At 71.7% G+C, this 17,903-nt stretch carries 15 protein-coding genes; 7 read left to right on the plus strand and 8 right to left on the minus strand.

What is annotated here, in order from left to right; all coding sequences use genetic code 11:
• Positions 1 to 20: 20 nt before the first annotated feature.
• The 6 genes from O7607_RS16325 to O7607_RS16350 form a co-directional block, all read right to left on the minus strand.
• Entirely contained in the window at positions 21 to 1,196 is a 1,176-nt protein-coding gene (locus O7607_RS16325; RefSeq protein WP_262013264.1) for an ROK family protein, read from the minus strand.
• Positions 1,197 to 1,225: 29 nt separating this feature from the next.
• Positions 1,226 to 2,485: a sugar ABC transporter permease gene (locus O7607_RS16330; RefSeq protein ID WP_269704058.1), complete on the minus strand. Its 1,260-nt coding sequence runs from the start codon at positions 2,483 to 2,485 to the stop codon at positions 1,226 to 1,228.
• Positions 2,482 to 3,291 carry an ATP-binding cassette domain-containing protein gene (locus tag O7607_RS16335; RefSeq protein ID WP_269704059.1) on the minus strand — a complete coding sequence of 270 codons (810 nt, stop codon included), beginning with the start codon at positions 3,289 to 3,291 and terminating at the stop codon, positions 2,482 to 2,484. Before O7607_RS16335 ends, O7607_RS16330 begins: the two co-directional genes overlap by 4 nt.
• Positions 3,292 to 3,394: 103 nt before the next feature.
• On the minus strand, positions 3,395 to 4,498 hold the full coding sequence (locus O7607_RS16340; RefSeq protein ID WP_269704060.1) for a sugar ABC transporter substrate-binding protein: 1,104 nt from the start codon (positions 4,496 to 4,498) through the stop codon (positions 3,395 to 3,397).
• 900 nt (positions 4,499 to 5,398) lie between these two features.
• Positions 5,399 to 5,899 (minus strand): Cys-tRNA(Pro) deacylase, encoded by a 501-nt coding sequence (ybaK, locus tag O7607_RS16345; RefSeq protein ID WP_269704061.1) that lies wholly within the window; start codon positions 5,897 to 5,899, stop codon positions 5,399 to 5,401.
• 56 nt (positions 5,900 to 5,955) lie between these two features.
• Positions 5,956 to 7,188, minus strand: a complete 1,233-nt coding sequence (locus O7607_RS16350) for a THUMP-like domain-containing protein (protein ID WP_269704062.1) — start codon at positions 7,186 to 7,188, stop codon at positions 5,956 to 5,958.
• Positions 7,189 to 7,442: 254 nt separating this feature from the next.
• Between O7607_RS16350 and groES the strand changes: the two genes are divergently transcribed.
• The 3 genes from groES (at position 7,443) to O7607_RS16365 (ending at position 11,331) form a co-directional block, all read left to right on the plus strand.
• Entirely contained in the window at positions 7,443 to 7,757 is a 315-nt protein-coding gene (groES, locus tag O7607_RS16355) for a co-chaperone GroES (protein ID WP_018222648.1), read from the plus strand.
• Positions 7,758 to 7,827: 70 nt separating this feature from the next.
• Positions 7,828 to 9,471 (plus strand): chaperonin GroEL, encoded by a 1,644-nt coding sequence (gene groL, locus O7607_RS16360; RefSeq protein WP_269704063.1) that lies wholly within the window; start codon positions 7,828 to 7,830, stop codon positions 9,469 to 9,471.
• A gap of 123 nt (positions 9,472 to 9,594) precedes the next feature.
• Positions 9,595 to 11,331, plus strand: coding sequence for a sulfite oxidase (locus tag O7607_RS16365; protein ID WP_269704064.1), 1,737 nt, complete (start codon positions 9,595 to 9,597; stop codon positions 11,329 to 11,331).
• A gap of 237 nt (positions 11,332 to 11,568) precedes the next feature.
• Here the strand turns inward: O7607_RS16365 and O7607_RS16370 are convergent, their stop codons facing one another.
• Positions 11,569 to 11,952, minus strand: a complete 384-nt coding sequence (locus O7607_RS16370) for a WhiB family transcriptional regulator (RefSeq protein WP_269704065.1) — start codon at positions 11,950 to 11,952, stop codon at positions 11,569 to 11,571.
• A gap of 252 nt (positions 11,953 to 12,204) precedes the next feature.
• Between O7607_RS16370 and O7607_RS16375 the strand changes: the two genes are divergently transcribed.
• The gene (locus O7607_RS16375) at positions 12,205 to 13,017 is read left to right on the plus strand and encodes a response regulator transcription factor (protein ID WP_269704066.1); all 813 of its coding nucleotides are present in this window, start codon (positions 12,205 to 12,207) and stop codon (positions 13,015 to 13,017) included.
• A 12-nt stretch (positions 13,018 to 13,029) separates the two neighbouring features.
• Here the strand turns inward: O7607_RS16375 and O7607_RS16380 are convergent, their stop codons facing one another.
• Positions 13,030 to 13,434 (minus strand): DUF5319 domain-containing protein, encoded by a 405-nt coding sequence (locus O7607_RS16380; protein WP_269704067.1) that lies wholly within the window; start codon positions 13,432 to 13,434, stop codon positions 13,030 to 13,032.
• Positions 13,435 to 13,631: 197 nt separating this feature from the next.
• Here O7607_RS16380 and guaB point away from each other — a divergent pair, with 197 nt between their 5' ends.
• From guaB to O7607_RS16395, 3 genes are all read left to right on the plus strand, one after another.
• Complete coding sequence (gene guaB, locus O7607_RS16385) at positions 13,632 to 15,194, plus strand: IMP dehydrogenase (protein WP_269704068.1); 1,563 nt, start codon at positions 13,632 to 13,634, stop codon at positions 15,192 to 15,194.
• Positions 15,195 to 15,224: 30 nt separating this feature from the next.
• Entirely contained in the window at positions 15,225 to 16,343 is a 1,119-nt protein-coding gene (locus O7607_RS16390; protein ID WP_013288539.1) for a GuaB3 family IMP dehydrogenase-related protein, read from the plus strand.
• An 88-nt stretch (positions 16,344 to 16,431) separates the two neighbouring features.
• Positions 16,432 to 17,829 (plus strand): M1 family metallopeptidase, encoded by a 1,398-nt coding sequence (locus O7607_RS16395; RefSeq protein ID WP_269704069.1) that lies wholly within the window; start codon positions 16,432 to 16,434, stop codon positions 17,827 to 17,829.
• The last annotated feature ends 74 nt before the right edge of the window (positions 17,830 to 17,903 follow it).

The following is a 17,903-nucleotide window of genomic DNA, read 5'->3' on the forward strand; positions in this document are numbered from 1 at the left end:
GGTACGGATCGGCGGGCCGATCAGTTCAGCGGGTCGGCGAGGAGTCGTTCGAACGCCAGCTCGGCGGCGCCGATCAGCGCCGCGTCGTCACCGAGCTTCGGGGTACGCAGCCGCACGTGCTCCAGGCACGCGGGCAGCCCGTTGGAGTTGAGCCGGCTGCGTACCTGCGCGGCGGAGGCCAGGTAGAGGTCGCGCATGGTGCCGCCGAAGATGACCATCTCCGGGTTGAAGATGTTCACCAGGTTCGCGACGCCGAAGCCGAGCCAGTCGCCGGCCTGCCGTACCGCGGTCTGCGCGCGGGCGTCGCCTCGGTCGGCGGCGTCGAAGACGGCGAGCAGCGCGTCCCGGCCGCGCGCCTCGGACCGGCCGGCGGCGCGCAGCAGCCCGTGCTCGCCGATCTCGGTCTCCCAGCAGCCGCGCCGGCCGCAGTCGCAGCGCACGCCGTCGCGGACCACCACCATGTGGCCCACCTCGCCGCCGTAGCCGCCGTGGCCCCGCAGCCGGCGGCCCCCGGCGATGATGCCCGCGCCCACACCGACGTCGCCGTAGATGTAGATGACGTTGTCGCAGCCGACCGCCGCGCCCCGGGCGTGCTCGGCGTACGCGGCCACGTCGGCCACGTTGCCCACCGTGATCGGTACGTCTATTCCCAGCTCGACGGCGAGCGCCGCACCGATCGGCTCGTCCACCCAGCCGGTGGTCGGGCTGAGCCGCACCAGCCCGTCCTCGCGGCGGACCATGCCGCACACCGCCACCCCGGCGCCCACGCAGATCGCGTCCGGCGGGACCGACTGGTGCATCTCCTTGACCGCGCCGGCGAGCAGCGGGGCGGCCTCCCCGGCGACCAGGTTGCGCGGCCGGTCCATCTCCCGGCGGTCGAGCACCTCACCGCCGAGCCCGACCCGCGCGGCCCGCAGCCGGTCCACCTCGACGCTGTACGCGTACGCGTAGACCCGCTCCGACTCGGGCCGGACGACGAGTGACGGTCGTCCGGCCCGGCCGGTCTCCTTCGGCGTCCCCTCGCTGACCAGCCCGGCGCCGGCCAGGTCCGCGGTCAGCGCGCCGATGGTGCTGCGGTTGAGTCCGAGCGCGGTGGTCAGCTCGGCGCGGGTGGTGGCCCCGTGAACGTGTACGTAGCGGAGCAATGCGCCCAGGTTCTGCCGACGGATCTCGTCCTGACTGGGGCCCGCGCGCATTGCCACTGCCATGGTGTCGATAACCGGGATCAGCGGGTACCGGTTGCGGCCGAACGTCGCCGGGACAGCGCGTCTACGCCGGCGGCGAGGAGCAGCACCAGGCCGGTGAAGATGAACTTCAGCCCGGAGCTGAGGTCGAGCAGTCCCATACCGTTGATGATGACAGCCACCACCGCGCCGCCCAGCACCGCGTTGATCATGCGGCCTTTGCCCCCGAAGAGGCTGGTGCCGCCGATGACGGCCGCGCCGACCGCGTAGAGGAGCACGTTGCTGCCGCCGGTGTTGGGATCCACCGACCGATCCCGGCTGGCGGCGATGATGCCGCCGACCGCCGCCATGCCCGAGCAGATCACGAAGGCCGAGATCTTGAGCCGGTCCACGTTGATGCCGGCCCGTCGCGCCGCCTCGGCGTTGCCGCCGACCGCGTAGAGGTGACGGCCGTAGGCCGTGCGGTTGAGCACGAACGTCCAGAACACCAGTAGGAGCGCGACGATCGGCACGACCACCGGCATGCCCTTGTTCGAGGTGATCAGCGGGTTGATGCTGCGCTCCTGGTTGAGCACGTAGACCGCGAGCACGATCAGCAGCGCCAGCCCGCCGATCCGGGCGCCCATCACGGCTGCCGGTTCGGTCACCAGGCCCCGGGAGACGCGATTGCGGTGACGCAGCAGCTGGGCGACGGCGTAGCCGAGAATCGCGACGGCGGCGAGCAGCCAGCCGATGGCAGGCGCGATGCGGCCATTCTCGATGCCGACGATCACGTCGTCGCTGATCGAGATGTTGCTGCCCTCCTTCATGAGCAGCAGCACCACGCCCTGGAAGGCGAGGAAGCCGGCCAGGGTCACCACGAAGGACGGGATGCCCACCTTCGCGACCAGGAATCCGAGGATCAGGCCGATCAGCACACCGGTGATCAGGGCCGCGAGGACGGCGACGTACCACGGGTAGCCGAGCACGCTGACCACGTTCGCCAGGATTCCGGCGCAGACGCCGCTGGCGAAGCCGGCAGAGAGGTCGATCTCGCCGAGCAGGAGCACGAAGATCAGCCCCATGGCGATCACGGTGACCGCGGCGCCCTGGGTGAAGAGGTTGGCGAAGTTCCCCGCGGAGAAGAAGACCGGGCGCACGATGGTGAACACCACGCAGAGCACCACGAGGCCGATGACCGCGGGCAGGGCGCCCAGGTCACCGCCGCGTACCCGGGCGAGGTAGTTGCGGACGTGGTCGCCGACGGTGTGTGCGGGCGTGACGGCGGCCGGTCCTTCCTTCTTCACGGCGGTGGCGGTCATCGGAGCGCTCCCGAGGTTGCGTCGGCGGATTCGGTGCCGTTGCCGGGTTCGGTGGAGAGACCGAGGTTGCCGGAACGGCCCGCGGTGATCAGCTCGACCACCTGCGAGTGGGTGATGTCGCTGGTCTTGACCTGGGCGACCATCTGGCCGAGGTAGAGCGCGGCGATCCGGTCGGAGACGGCGAAGACGTCGTTCATGTTGTGCGAGATGAGCACCACGGCCAGGCCGTTGTCCGCCAGCCGGCGCACCAGCTCCAGCACCTGGGCGGTCTGCGCGACGCCGAGCGCGGCGGTCGGCTCGTCCAGGATGACCAGCTTGCTGTTCCAGAGCACGGCCTTGGCGATGGCGACGGTCTGCCGCTGGCCGCCGGAGAGGCTGGCCACGTGCTGGCGCAGCGACTTCACGGTGCGCACGCTCAGGCCGGCGAGCGTCTCGGCGGCCATCTGCTCCATGGTCGGCTCGTCGAGCACGATGCCGCTGCGCTTCTCCCGGCCGAGGAACATGTTCTGCACGATGTCGAGGTTGTCGCAGAGCGCGAGGTCCTGGTAGACGACCTCGATCCCGAGGTCGGCGGCGTCGCGGGGGCTGTTGATGCTGACCGGCTTGCCGTCGAAGAGGAACTCGCCGGCGTCGGTGGGATGGATGCCGCTGATGCACTTGACCAGGGTCGACTTGCCGGCGCCGTTGTCGCCGACGAGCGCGGTCACCTCGCCGGGGTGCGCGGCGAAGGCGACGTCGCGGAGCACCTGGACGGGACCGAAGCTCTTGTCGATCCCGCGTAGCTCCAGCAGGGGGGTTGCGGACACGGGTTCTCCTTTGGGCGGAGGGAGGTCTCGGATCCCGTCCGGCGCGGGCGCCGCCCGGCACGGGGTTCTCCCGTGCCGGGCGGCGCCGCGTGAGGCGGGTGGGTCAGCTCACGCCGGCGTCGGTGCAGAGCTTCGCGAAGGCACCGGTGCAGAGCTCTTCCTTGGTGACGTAGCCGTCGGCCACCACGTCCTTGACGTTGTCCTTGTAGATGGCCTTGGGCTCCAGCAGCACGGACGGCACGTCCCGGCCGCCCTCCGGGTCCTTGACCGTCTGGCCGGTGTCCTTCCGCTCACCCTTGGCGAGCGCGATGGCCAGCTCGGCGGCGGCGTCCGCCTCCTTCTTGACCGCCTTGTAGACGGTCATGCACTGGTCACCGGCGAGGATGTTCTGCAGACCCTGGACGGTGGCGTCCTGGCCCGTCACCGGCACCTTGCCGTTGAGCTGGTTCTTCTTCAGCACCGAGATGGCCGCGTTGCCCAGGCCGTCGTTGGCGGCGAGCACGCCGTCGATCTTGCCCTTCTGCTGGGTGAGCATCTGCTCGAAGATCACACCGGCCTGCGCGTTGTCCCAGTCCGGGACGTTCTGGTCCGGGCCCTTCGTGTAATCACCCGAGTCGAACTTCGGCTTGAGGATCGAGTCGTAGCCGTTCTTGAACAGGGTCGCGTTGTTGTCGGTCTGGGAGCCGTTCAAGTAGGCGACGACCGGCTTCTGCGCGCCCTTGTCGGTCAGGCACTTGCTCAGGCCCTCGCCCTGGAGCTTGCCGACCGCCTCGTTGTCGAAGCTGACGTAGTACTGGGCGGAGCCGCCCAGGGTCAGCCGGTCGTAGTCGATGGTTGCGACGCCCTGCGACTTGGCCTTCTCCAGCACGGCCTTGCCGGTGCCCGAGTCCAGGTTGACGATCATGAGGGCGGTGACGCCGCTGGTCAGCATGCCGTCAGCGATGGTGGAGAAGGCGGACTTGTCGCCCTGGGCGTTCTGGATCGTGTAGTCGACGCCGGCGGCCTTGAACGCCGCCTCCAGGTACTTGCGGTCCGCGCCCTCCCAGCGGGCGGAGGACTTGCTGTCCGGCAGGATCACGCCGATCTTCGGCTTCTTGGCGTTGGAGCCGCCGGCCTCGTCGGAAGAACCGCCGTTGTCACCACAGGCGGCCATGCTGCCGGTCGCGAGAAGACCGACGGCCGCGAAGGTGAGGAAGCCCTTGCGCATGTGCAGGGTCCTTTCGGAGGTGGGGGAGTGGTGCTGGTTTGTTGTGTCCGGCAACGTATCCCCCGCCTCCCATGTGCCGCAAGACTGCCGAGGTCAGAAGTTTGTTGGCGGCGGTAACAATTCAGCAACGTTCGCGTAACTGGACAAAGTGACAGAGGGTGGGCTGAGCGTCGGGTCGACTCTGCTGCAGCATGTTGCCCTGCGCCTGGGGTGGAGGGTGAGTGCGTGCGGAGAGTGAAGCCCTTGCGTCCGGATCGCCCGATTCGTAGGGAAAGGTTCCACAAATATTCCGCATCTCCTATGGGTTGAGGATGGTTTGAGCAGGTGAAATACAGGCTTGGCCTTTGATCTACCTAGCGTGATCGCCTTCAAAGTCTTGCAATGAAGGCTGTCGCTTTCTAAGCTGACTTTACTTTCTAGTAGCGGGGAGAATTCGTTGTCTATGAGAAAAACGGCCGCCAGGTTCGGTGCGGTGGCACTGCTCGCGTTGGGGGCGGGCGCCTTCGGTGCGCAGCCAGCGCAGGCGGCAGTGAGCAAGTGCACCTCTGGAGGAGGTTTCCAGCTCTGTATTGGCTATCTGGTCAATTCGTCCGGTACGCTGACCGCCTACACTTCCACGGGATGCAATCTCAACGAGGCGGGAACTTCGATTAGTGCCAGAGTGACCATCCGAAAGAATGGTACTGTGATCGGCACGAAAACTGAGAAGACTACCTCTGGCAGCAGTTCGGCGGATGCGTGCGTAACTGCCACGGGCACGTCCACTAGAAATAACTCTGTGGATAAGTGCGGCGCCCTGTATGTTCCGTCTGACTCAGGTTTTGCATTGCTTACTGTTTGCGACAAGCTGACGGGGTAATTCTGCAGTAGGGGGGGCGGTATGAGTCCGCTCCCCCTGCCTTATTGCGGGGCGGGCTTGCTCTTGTTGTGAGTTATTGAGATTGTGCGCGCTGCACAAAGCGCAATTAGATCAAGCGGGTCAATCGCCACCTGCAACCCCCGGCGGCCCGCCGAGACGTACACCGTCGAGTGCGCCAGCGCGGAGGCGTCGATGACAGTCGGTAGGCGCCTGCGCTGCCCGAGCGGGCTGATGCCGCCGCGGACGTATCCGGTCGCCCGCTCGGCGGTCGTCCGGTCCGCCATCGTGGCCCGCTTGCCGCCGGCTGCGGCGGCGAGCGCCTTCAGGTCCAGCTCGCCGGTCACCGGCACCACCGCCACCGTCAGCCCGCCGTCGACCTCGGTGACGAGCGACTTGAAGACGCGCTCCGGTGTCACCCCGAGCGCGGTCGCGACGAGCGCGCCGTAGTTCGGCGCGTCCGGCGACACGTCGTAGGTGTGGGTGCTGTGGGCGATCTTCCGCTTGCTCAGCAACGCGATCGCCGGAGTGCCAGGGCCCGCCATGGGCGTCAAGCTAGCCCGGCCGGCGGCAGGCCGCGAGCCGAAACCGCGCGCCGGGGTCAGCCGCCGGGCGGAACCGGCCGGCAGACGAGCACCGTCGGGTCGCCCGCGACCCGGGTCAGCGCCAGACTCGCCGCCTCGTCGCCGGACAGCCTCAGGTCGCGACGCAGCTTCTCCGGCTCCAGCGCCGACCCGCGCTTGCGGATCTCCACCCGGCCGACCCGCCGTTGCCGCAGCAGGGCGCGCAGCCGCTTCAGCGAGAACGGCAGCACGTCGGTGATCTCCAGGCAGCGGGCGAACGGGGTGGGCCGGGCCTGGTCGGCGTACAGGTAGGCGATCGACGGGTCGGCGAGCGTGGCGCCGAGGTCGGCGGCCAGCTCGGCGACCAGGTGGGCGCGTACCACCGCCGGGTCCGGGTCGTAGAGGAACCGCCGGACCGGTCCCACCGGCGCCTCGGCCGCGCCGGTGCCGGTGAGGTGATAGGAAGGGACCCTTTTACTACCGGAGGCGTTAAGAAGGGGCCCTTCCTTCTCGCGCAGCACTGTGGCGCGGCGGGGGACCTCGGCCAGCTCGCCGCACCAGAGCGCCGCCTCGACCAGGTCGCCGTCCACGCTCACCCACTCCGCCTCGGCGCCGGGCGGGATCAGCGCGTGGTCGAGCCCGGGCGCCACCTTCACCACCGTCCGCGGCACCCGCGCGGCCAGGCCGGTGACGAAGTCCCACGGCGGGGAGTAGGCGTTCGGGTCGAAGACGCGCCGCCCGGTGCCGGCCCGCCGCCGCGCCGGATCGCAGAACACCGCCTCGACAGGGCTCACGTCGAACTCCGTGGCGTCACCGCAGGAGACCGTCACCAGGTCGGCGAGCCCGGCCGCCTCGGCGTTCACGGCAGCCATCGCGGCGGTCAGCGGGTCGGCCTCCACCGCGTACACCCGGATGCCGGCGCGGGCCGCGGCGAGCGCGTCGGCCCCCAGGCCGCACCCCAGGTCGGCCAGCGTGGTCACGCCCGCGGCGCGCAGCCGTGCCGCGCGCCGGTCGGCGACCGCGCGGCGGGTGGCCTGCTCCAGCCCGGCCCGGGTGAGGAACATCCCGGCCGCCGCCGCGCCGAACTTGCCGGCCGCCCGGCGGCGCAGCTCCGCCTGGGTGAGTGCCGCCGCCGCGAGCCCGCCGGGGATGCCGGCCGAGCGCAGCGCGGCCGCCGCCGCCAGCGGGTCGCCGCCGGCCACCCGCTCGGCCGCGGCGAGCGCCGCCGACCCCTCGGGGGTACGCAGCACGGCGAGCTGGTCGAGATCCACGCGCTCATTCTCCCGGCCCGGTTCCGGCGCGACACGGAGGGCGACGCGTTGGCACTCTCCTTGACGGAGTGCTAGCCGAGGAATAACCTGCGATTAGCACTCTCACCCTGAGGGTGCCAACGCCCGAGCCTCGTGCCCGGGGGTTGAGCGCCAGGCGGACCGGCACCCGCGACGACGGCCCCGCCCGGTGGCATGTGGCAGATTGACGCTGGTCGGCGTGCCGGCCGGCAACGACACCAAGTACCCGGGAGGGTATGCCCGTGACTACCGCGACCAAGGTTGCGATCAAGCCGCTCGAGGACCGCATCGTGGTCCAGGCGAACGAGGCCGAGACCACCACCGCCTCGGGCATCGTGATCCCCGACACCGCCAAGGAGAAGCCGCAGGAGGGCACCGTCCTCGCTGTCGGCCCGGGCCGGATCGACGACAAGGGCAACCGCGTGCCGATCGACGTGAAGGTCGGCGACACCGTCCTCTACTCGAAGTACGGCGGCACCGAGGTCAAGTACGCCGGCGAGGAGTACCTGGTGCTCTCCGCCCGCGACGTCCTCGCGGTCATCGAGAAGTAAGCAACCGATCAGTGTCGTTGCCCCGGTCCGGCTCGCCGGGCCGGGGCAACGTCGCTTCGAAGGGATACTGATGGCGAAGATCCTCAGCTTCTCGGACGACGCCCGGCACCTGCTCGAGCACGGTGTCAACGCCCTCGCGGACGCGGTGAAGGTCACCCTCGGCCCGCGCGGGCGCAACGTCGTCCTGGACAAGAAGTTCGGTGCGCCCACGATCACCAACGACGGCGTGACCATCGCCAAGGAGATCGAGCTCACCAACCCGTACGAGAACCTCGGCGCGCAGCTGGTCAAGGAGGTGGCGACCAAGACCAACGACGTCGCCGGCGACGGGACCACCACCGCCACCGTGCTGGCCCAGGCGATGGTCCGCGAGGGCCTGCGCAACGTGGCCGCCGGCACCAACCCGACCGGCCTGAAGCGGGGCATCGACGCGGCGGCCGCCAAGGTCTCCGAGGCGCTGCTCGGCAAGGCCGTCGAGGTCGCCGGCAAGGAGTCGATCGCGCACGTCGCGACCGTCTCCGCGCAGGACGCCGCCATCGGCGAGCTGATCGCCGAGGCGATGGAGAAGGTCGGCCGCGACGGCGTCATCACCGTCGAGGAGGGCTCCGCGCTCGTCACCGAGCTGGAGGTGACCGAGGGTCTCCAGTTCGACAAGGGCTTCATCTCGCCGAACTTCGTCACCGACCTGGAGGCGCAGGAGGCGGTCCTGGAGGACCCGTACATCCTGATCACCACCCAGAAGATCTCGGCGATCGAGGAGCTGCTGCCGCTGCTGGAGAAGGTTCTCCAGAACAACAAGCCGCTGCTCATCGTCGCCGAGGACGTCGAGGGTCAGGCCCTGTCCACGCTCGTGGTCAACGCGCTGCGCAAGACCGTCAAGGTCTGCGCGGTCAAGGCCCCCGGCTTCGGCGACCGCCGCAAGGCGATGCTCCAGGACATGGCGATCCTGACCGGTGCCGAGCTGGTCGCCCCGGAGCTGGGCTACAAGCTCGACCAGGTCGGCCTGGAGGTGCTCGGCACCGCCCGCCGCGTCGTGGTCGACAAGGAGAACACCACCGTCGTCGACGGTGGCGGGCAGGCCGCCGAGGTCGCCGACCGGGTCGCGCAGATCCGCAAGGAGATCGAGGCCTCCGACTCCGACTGGGACCGGGAGAAGCTGGCCGAGCGGCTGGCGAAGCTTTCCGGCGGCATCGCCGTGATCAAGGTCGGCGCGGCCACCGAGGTCGAGATGAAGGAGCGCAAGCACCGCATCGAGGACGCCATCGCCGCGACCAAGGCCGCGGTCGAGGAGGGTACGGTCCCGGGCGGCGGCGCTGCCCTGGCCCAGATCCTGCCGGCGCTCGACGACGACCTGGGCTTCACCGGTGACGAGAAGGTCGGTGTCTCGATCGTGCGCAAGGCGCTCGTCGAGCCGCTGCGCTGGATCGCCCAGAACGCCGGCCACGACGGCTACGTGGTGGTGCAGAAGGTCGTCGGCCAGGACTGGGGCCACGGCCTCGACGCCGCCACCGGCGAGTACGTCGACCTGGCCAAGTCCGGCATCATCGACCCGGTGAAGGTGACCCGCAACGCGGTCAGCAACGCCGCGTCGATCGCCGGCCTGCTGCTCACCACCGAGAGCCTCGTGGTGGAGAAGCCGGCCGAGCCGGAGCCGGCCGCCGGTGGGCACGGCCACTCGCACGGCCACGGCCACCAGCACGGCCCGGGCTTCTGACCCGAGGAGTACGCCCGACGTCAGGGCACACCGCCGACCCGGTGGTGTGCCCTGACGCGTATGTCCTTACGGATCGCTGACGAGATTGGCAGCCGGCCCCGCGGGGCGACCAGACTGGATGCCGTGAGCACCCTTTCCCGCCGCCGCGCGGCGCCGGCCGGTGTCGTCGCCGCCGTGGTGGCACTCGGCACCGCCGAACCCGTGGCGGTCCTGACCGGTCCCCGGTCCGCTCCGCTCGTCGCCGTCGGTGGACTCGTCGTGGACCTGGTGCCCGAGCCGCTCAAGCAGTTCGCCATCGACGTCTTCGGCACGTACGACAAGATCGCCCTGCTGGTCGGTACGGCGCTGCTGCTGGTCGCCTTCGGGGCGCTGCTCGGCCTGGCGGCGGTCCGGCGCCTGGCGATCGGCCTGACCGGCGTCGCCGCGTTCACGGTGCTCGGCGTCGCCGCCGCGCTGACCCGGGCCGGCTCTGACGCGTTCGACGCGCTGCCCTCGCTGGTCGGGGGCGCACTGGGCGCGCTGACGCTGTGGGCGTTCGTGGCCGGTCCGCTGAGCGACGACCCGGCCCGGGGGCGGGCCGGGCGCGACCGGACCGACGCCGTGCGACGCGACCCGGCCGGGGCCGATCCGGCGAAGCACGCCGGGGCGGACCCGGCGGACGGCGAGCCGTCGTCCGCGCCGCCTCCGTCGTCCGCGCCGCCTCCGTCGTCCGCGCCGCCTCCGGCGGTTGCCGCGCTGGCCCGCGAAGGAGACGCGCCGGGCGGGTGGGAGCCGGTCCGGCACGACGACGACGCGGAGTCGCGTCGGCGGTTCCTGCGTGGCGCCGGGCTGCTGGCCGGAACGGCGGCGGTGGCCGGGCTGGGCGGGCACTGGCTGGCCGGAAGGCGTGGCGTGTCGGCGGCCCGGGAGGCGGTGACGCTGCCCGCCCCGGCCGCGCCCGCCCCGCAGGTGCCGGCCGGAGCGGACCTGTCGCTGCCCCGGCTCGCGCCGTACGTGACGCCGAACCGGGAGTTCTACCGGATCGACACGGCGCTTGTGGTGCCGCAGGTGGACCCGGTGACGTGGCGGCTGCGGATCCACGGGCGGGTGCGTAACCCGATCGAGCTGAGCTTCGACGACCTGCTGGCCCGCCCGATGGTCGAGCGGTACGTGACGCTCGCCTGCGTCTCCAACGAGGTGGGCGGCGACCTGATCGGCAACGCGCGCTGGCTCGGCGTACCGATCAAGGAACTGCTCGACGAGGCCGACCCGCTCGACGGCGCGGACCAGGTGGTCGGCCGCGCGGTCGACGGCTGGACCTGCGGCACGCCGACATCGGTGCTGCGCGACGGGCGGGACGCGCTGCTCGCGGTCGGCATGAACGGCGAGCCGCTGCCGATCCAGCACGGCTTCCCGGTGCGGATGGTGGTGCCCGGCCTCTACGGGTACGTGTCGGCCTGCAAGTGGCTCACCGAGTTGGAGCTGACCAGCTTCGCCGACTTCGACGCGTACTGGGTGCCGCGCGGCTGGTCCGCGCAGGGCCCGATCAAGACGCAGTCCCGGATCGACACGCCCCGGCCCCGCAGCCGCCCGTCGGCCGGGCCGGTGACGGTGGCCGGTGTGGCGTGGGCGCAGCATCGCGGCATCAGCCGTGTCGAGGTACGCGTCGACGGCGGCCCCTGGCAGGAGGCGACGCTCGCCCCGGCGGTGTCGGCGGACACCTGGGTGCAGTGGTCCTGGCGGTGGGACGCGACGCCGGGCGAGCACACGCTCCAGGTGCGGGCGACCGACACCACGGGCGAGACGCAGACGGAACAGCGCGCCCCGGTCGCCCCCGACGGCGCAACGGGATGGCACACGGTCAGGGTCACAGTCGCCTGACCCGCAGACCGCACCCTCCTGAGTCGGGCCGTGTCCCCGCTCCTCGGCGCCTCCGCAAGAGATCTTGGTAGGAAACGGCCCCTATAGGGGCGTAAAGCTTCCAAGATCTATGGGTGTCCTAGCGACTGGAACGCTGATCCTGGTATTCGAAACGGATGGCCGGCGGATGCCCCCGGGGCCACGACACGACGCCGCGCCCCGGGGTCCGGGGCGCGGCGTCGAGGATCGTGAACCGGGTCAGGCGACCTTGCGCTGGTCCGGCACGGCGGTGTTGTGCGGCCGGCCGAGGCGGGCCTCCAGCCGGGCAATGTCCACCCGGGTCTGCCGGCGGTCGGCCAGGTCCTCCCAGCCGAGTGCGAGCAGCCGCAGCCGCTCGGACTCGCTGAACCCGCCCCAGACGCCGTACGGCTCGCGCACGGAGAGCGCGTGGGCGGCGCACTCGGCGCGTACCGGGCAGGCGCGGCAGACCGACTTGGCGCTCGTCTCGCGGCGCATCCGGGAGGAGCCGCGCTCGCCGTCGGGGTGGAAGAACTGCGCGCTGTCGCGGCCACGGCAGGCTCCGAGCCGCTGCCAGTCCCAGAGCTCGTCGATCGGTCCAGGCAGCCTACGTACGTTCGACATCAGCACCCCTCCTCCCGCGCGGCACCGCGGAGAATGTTCGTTGCCAGCTACCGGGCGGCGGTCCGCGCGGGATGCCGGTTCCGGATGAACCCCTCGGTACCCGAGCGGTCCGCGCCTCACACATCTGTGATCGAAAACCTCGGACACTCGGCGGCATATGCCCCATCTGTCGGAAAAGTTCGGATGATTGCCCGGAACCCCCTCCCGACCCCACCTCCGCATGGTCTGCTCTGAGTCGGAGAGGAGACCACTGTGCGTAGTGTTCTTGTGTGCGTTCGGACACCATTGGCGGCCCAGCATCTGACCTCCGCGGCGGCGCGGCTCGGGCTGTCCGGCGTCGTCCGGACGGCCGTCTCCGACCCGGAGGTGATGTTGCGGCTCGCCGAGCGTCCGGTGGACGTGGTGCTCGCCGACACCGCGCTGACCCGCCCGGACAGCGCCGGCTTCGTCCGGCGGGTGCTGGCCCGCGCCCCGCAGGCCGCGGTGCTGCTGCTCGGCGCCGAGGAGTCGGAGTCGGCAGCGGCCACCATCAGCGCCGGTGCGCGCGGCCTGATCCAGAACGCCGACCACGACCTGACCAGCGCGGTGGCCAAGGCGCTGCTGCTGCTCTCCGCCCCCGGGCGGAGCAACAGGCACCGGGTGGCGGACACCGCCCGGGACGCGGCGGCGGTGGGCGGACCGACCCGGTCGGCGGGGCGTACCCAGGGTGGGCCCGGCTGGCCGGCGACGGCGCCGGTGGACGCGGCGGGCCTGCCCACAGTGGTGCCGGTGCAGCGGGGTGAGGACCCGGACGACCCGGCGGCGGCCGACGGCGCGGAGGCACCCCGGGCCGGTGCGGCCCAGCGGCCGGCGCGGGCGCCGCGCAGCGCGATCGGGCTGACCGAGCGGGAGCTTCAGGTGCTGCTCGGCATGGCCGAGGGCAAGAGCAACGCGGAGATCGGACGGGAGCTGTTCGTCTCCGAGGACACGGTCAAGACGCACGCCCGGCGGCTGTTCCGCAAGCTCGGCGCGCGCGACCGGGCGCACGCCGTGGCGGCCGGATTCCGGGCCGGCCTGGTGGCCTGACCCGCGCGGGGATCACTCCTGCGCGGTGTCGTCGGTGCCCTCGGTGAGCGTGTCGTGCACGCCGTCGGCGTAGCCGCGGGCGTAGTCCCAGCTCACGTAGTGGTCCGGGTCGGGGTCGTAGGCCGGTTCGTGCACCCGGGGGCGCCCCGAGTTGAGCAGGTGGCGCAGGTTGCCGCGCAGCAGGTCCCAGTCGAAGTAGTGCGGCTCGCGGCAGTCCTCGCACTCGATCACCAGGCCGCGCACGCCGATCGGCTGGAGCAACGCCTGGTAGATCTCCAGATCGGCGAGATCCTCCAGGACGTCCTGACGCTCGACCTCGGTCAGCGGGTCGAGCGCGTCGTCGTCGCCGGGATCGTGCAGGCCGGCAGCCGGATCGGCCGGGTCGCCGTTGAACGGGTCGATGGGCTCGTCGTGCACCCCCTCACCGTAGACCCCGAGCCGCCGGAAAGCCCGCCCCAGCCCGTGCTGTGGCCCGGCCTACCCTCGGGCCCGCCGCTGCCCGGGCGCGGACGGGTAGGTGGGTACGATGAGGCGACGCGCCGTCACCCGGCGCCTGCCGGTGCCCCCGCGCGCCGCCTCGCTGCAGCCCGTTCGACCAGCTCAGGGGAGCAATCGTGGAGAATTCGCCCAGCACCGAGATTCCGGCCGGCGCCGACGGCGGGGAGCTGGGTGGCCATCTGCCCGAGCTGCCGGCCGGTTCGGCCCGCGTGGTGCCGCTCGGGCTGACCTTCGACGACGTGCTGCTCCAGCCGGGCGAGTCGGACGTCGTGCCCAGCCGCGTCAACACCCGCACCCGCCTCACCCGCAACATCGAGCTGACCGTGCCGCTGCTGTCCAGCGCGATGGACACGGTCACCGAGGCGCGGATGGCGATCGCCATGGCCCGCCAGGGCGGCATCGGCGTGCTGCACCGCAACCTCTCCGTCGAGGACCAGGCGCTCCAGGTCGACCTGGTGAAGCGCTCCGAGTCCGGCATGATCACCAACCCGGTGACCGCCAGCCCGGAGGACACGCTGCGCGAGGTCGACGCGCTCTGCGGGCGCTACCGCATCTCCGGCGTCCCGGTCGTGGACGGCCAGGGCCAGCTGGTCGGCATCGTCACCAACCGCGACATGCGGTTCGTCTCCGACCCGGCCACGCCGGTGCGCGAGATCATGACCCGCACCCCGCTGATCACCGCGCCGGTCGGCGTGAGCAAGGACGACGCGCTCGGCCTGCTGCGCCAGCACAAGATCGAGAAGCTGCCGATCGTGGACGCGGGCGGCAAGCTGCGCGGCCTGATCACGGTCAAGGACTTCACCAAGAGCGAGCAGTACCCGAACGCCACCAAGGACGACGCGGGCCGGCTCCGGGTCGCCGCCGCCGTCGGCGTGGGCGAGGACGGCTACAAGCGGGCCCGTGCCCTCGTCGACGCGGGCGTGGACGTCGTCATCGTGGACACCGCGCACGGTCACCAGCGCGCCGTGCTGGAGATGGTCGCCCGGCTCAAGCGGGACGTCACCATCGACATCGTGGGCGGCAACATCGCCACGTACGCGGGCGCGAAGGCGCTCGTCGAGGCCGGCGCGGACGGCGTCAAGGTGGGCGTCGGCCCGGGCGCCATCTGCACCACCCGGATCGTCGCCGGGGTCGGCGTACCGCAGATCACCGCGATCATGGAGGCGACCCGCGCCGCCCGTCCGGCCGGCGTACCGGTGATCGGCGACGGCGGCATCCAATACTCGGGCGACATCGCCAAGGCGCTCGTCGCGGGCGCGGACACGGTGATGCTCGGCAGCCTGCTGGCCGGCTGCGAGGAGAGCCCCGGCGAGCTGATCTTCATCAACGGCAAGCAGTACAAGGCGTACCGGGGGATGGGCTCGCTCGGCGCGATGCAGTCGCGCGGCCAGGGCAAGTCCTACTCCAAGGACCGCTACTTCCAGCAGGACGTGCTCGCCGAGGACAAGCTGGTCCCGGAGGGCGTCGAGGGCCAGGTGCCCTACCGGGGGCCGCTGTCCGCCGTCGCCCACCAGCTCATCGGCGGGCTGCGCGCCGCCATGGGGTACGTGGGCGCGGAGAGCATCCCGGAGCTGCACCGGCGTGGCCAGCTCATCCGGATCACCGCGGCCGGGCTCAAGGAGAGCCACCCGCACGACATCCAGATGACCGTCGAGGCGCCCAACTACCACTCCCGCTGACCCACCACCCCCAACCACCTGGAGTCCCCCATGCGTGACGTGGTCGAGATCGGGCTGGGCAAGACCGCGCAGCGCGGCTACCACCTGGACGACATCGCCATCGTGCCGAGCCGCCGCACCCGGGACGTCGACGACGTCTCCACCGCGTGGCAGCTCGACGCGTACCAGTTCGGCATCCCGTGCGTCGCGCACCCCTCCGACGCGACCATGAGCCCGGCCTCGGCGGTCCGGCTCGGTCAGCTCGGCGGCCTCGGCGTACTCAACGTCGAGGGCCTCTGGACCCGGTACGAGAACCCGGCCAAGATCCTGGAGGAGCTGGCCGGGCTCGGCGAGGACGCGCGGGCGACCAAGCGCCTCCAGGAGGTCTACGCCGAGCCGATCCGGCCCGACCTGATCGCCGAGCGGGTGCGCGAGCTGCGCGAGGGCGGCGGGACGGTGGCGGTGCGGGTCTCCCCGCAGCACACCCTGGCGCTGGCCCCGGTGATCCTGGACGCCGGTGTGGACATCCTGGTCATCCAGGGCACGCTCGTCTCGGCCGAGCACGTCTCCACCACCGACGAGCCGCTGAACCTCAAGGAGTTCATCGCCGACCTGGACCTGCCTGTCGTCGTCGGCGGCTGCACCGACTACAAGACCGCGCTGCACCTGATGCGTACCGGCGCGGCCGGCGTGATCGTGGGCATCGGCGGCGACGACTGGTCGACCACGGAGTCGGTGCTCGGCATCCGGGTGCCGATGGCCACCGCCATCGCCGACGCCGCCGCGGCCCGCCGCGACTACCTCGACGAGACCGGCGGCCGGTACGTGCACCTCATCGCCGACGGCGACATGCAGACCTCCGGCGACATCGCCAAGGCGCTCGGCTGCGGCGCGGACGCGGTGATGCTCGGCGAGCCGCTGTCGCTGTGCGAGGAGGCTCCGGCCGGCGGTGCCTGGTGGCACTCCGCGGCCAGCCACCCGTCGCTGCCCCGTGGTGCGTTCGAGGTGGCCGGCGAGCCGCTCGGCTCGATGGAGAAGCTGCTGTTCGGCCCGGCCGACGAGCCGGACGGCCAGCTCAACCTCTTCGGCGGCCTGCGCCGCGCGATGGCCAAGTGCGGCTACCGCGACCTGAAGGAGTTTCAGAAGGTCGGGCTGGTCCTCGACCGCTGAGCACCGGCTGAGCACCGCATGACGGCGCGGGCGGCGGCGCGGACGTGTTCCGGCCCCGCCCGCGCCGTCGCGCGTCTAGGCTCGCCGGGTGAGACGGCGGCGGGTCTGGGCGGCAGGGCTGGTGGCGGCGGCGCTCGCGCTGGGCGGCTGCACCGGCGGTGACGACGACAACGGGTTCCGGCCGGGCGCGGCGGACGCCGGTGACCCGTACGTGCCGGGAGCCGGCAACGGCGGCTACGACGTGGGCCACTACGCGCTGGACGTGCGCTACGACCCGGCCGGCGACAAGCTCACCGGCACCGCGACGCTGACCGTCACCGCCACTCGGGCGCTGTCCCGGTTCCAGCTCGACCTGGCCGGGCTGGACGTCGAGCGGGTGCGGGTGGACGGGGAGGCGGCGAAGCACCGCCACGACGGTGCCGAGCTGATCGTCACCCCGCCGCGCGGGCTGCCGTCGGGGAAGCGGTTCACCGTCGAGGTGACGTACGGCGGGGTGCCGAAACCGCTGCCCAACGCCGAACTCGGCGACGGCGGATTCCACGCCACACCGGACGGTGCGATAGCGCTCGGCCAGCCCGAGTCGGCGAGCACGTGGTATCCGGTGAACGACCACCCGTCGGACAAGGCCACCTACAACCTCGCGGTCACCGTGCCGGACGGCCTCGCCGCGCTGTCCAACGGCGTGCCGCGGGGCAAGACGTCCAGCGGCGGCTGGACCACCTGGCGCTGGGCGGAACGCGCGCCGATGGCCAGCTACCTGAGCACGCTGGTGATCGGCGACTACCGGGTCAGCAGCGGCACCCACGCCGGGAAGCCGCTGGTCACCGCCGTCGCGGCGGCGCTGCCGCCGGACGGTCCGGCCGCCGCGTCGGTGGCCCGCACCGGCGAGATCGCCGACTTCCTGGCCGCGCGCTTCGGGCCGTATCCGTTCGAGGCGTACGGCGGTGTCGTGGTCGCCGACGAGCGGATCCGGTACGCGCTGGAGACGCAGAGCCGGCCGGTCTACGGGCCGGGCTTCTTCCGGGGCGACCGGCCGAACACCGAGGTGGTCGCGCACGAGCTGGCCCACCAGTGGTTCGGCGACAGCGTCTCGGTGGCCCGGTGGAGCGACATCTGGCTCAACGAGGGCTTCGCCACGTACGCCGAATGGCTCTGGGCCGAGCACGACGGCGGGCGGACGGTGGCGCAGACCTTCGCGGAGCGCTACGCGGCCACCGACTGGTCCAGGCCCACAGTCGACCCGGGCCGGGCCGGGATGTTCGGCGACGCGGTCTACCAGCGGGGTGCGCTCGCGGTGCACGCGCTGCGCCGCGCCGTGGGCGACGAGACGTTCTACCGCGTGCTGCGCGGCTGGCTGGCGCAGCACCGCGACGGCAACGTCACCACCGCCGACTTCGTCGGGTACGCCGAACGCACGTCGGGCCGCCCGCTGCGGGCGCTGCTGGACGCCTGGCTGGTCGGTGGTACGCCGCCGGGACTGCCGTGACGCACGCGTGACCGCCGCTGGGTAGGCTGCCGCGGTCGGGGCGGCCCATGGGCGGGGCCGCCGAACGGCGCGGG

Source organism: Micromonospora sp. WMMA1949 (genome assembly GCF_027460145.1).
Lineage (GTDB): Bacteria > Actinomycetota > Actinomycetes > Mycobacteriales > Micromonosporaceae > Micromonospora.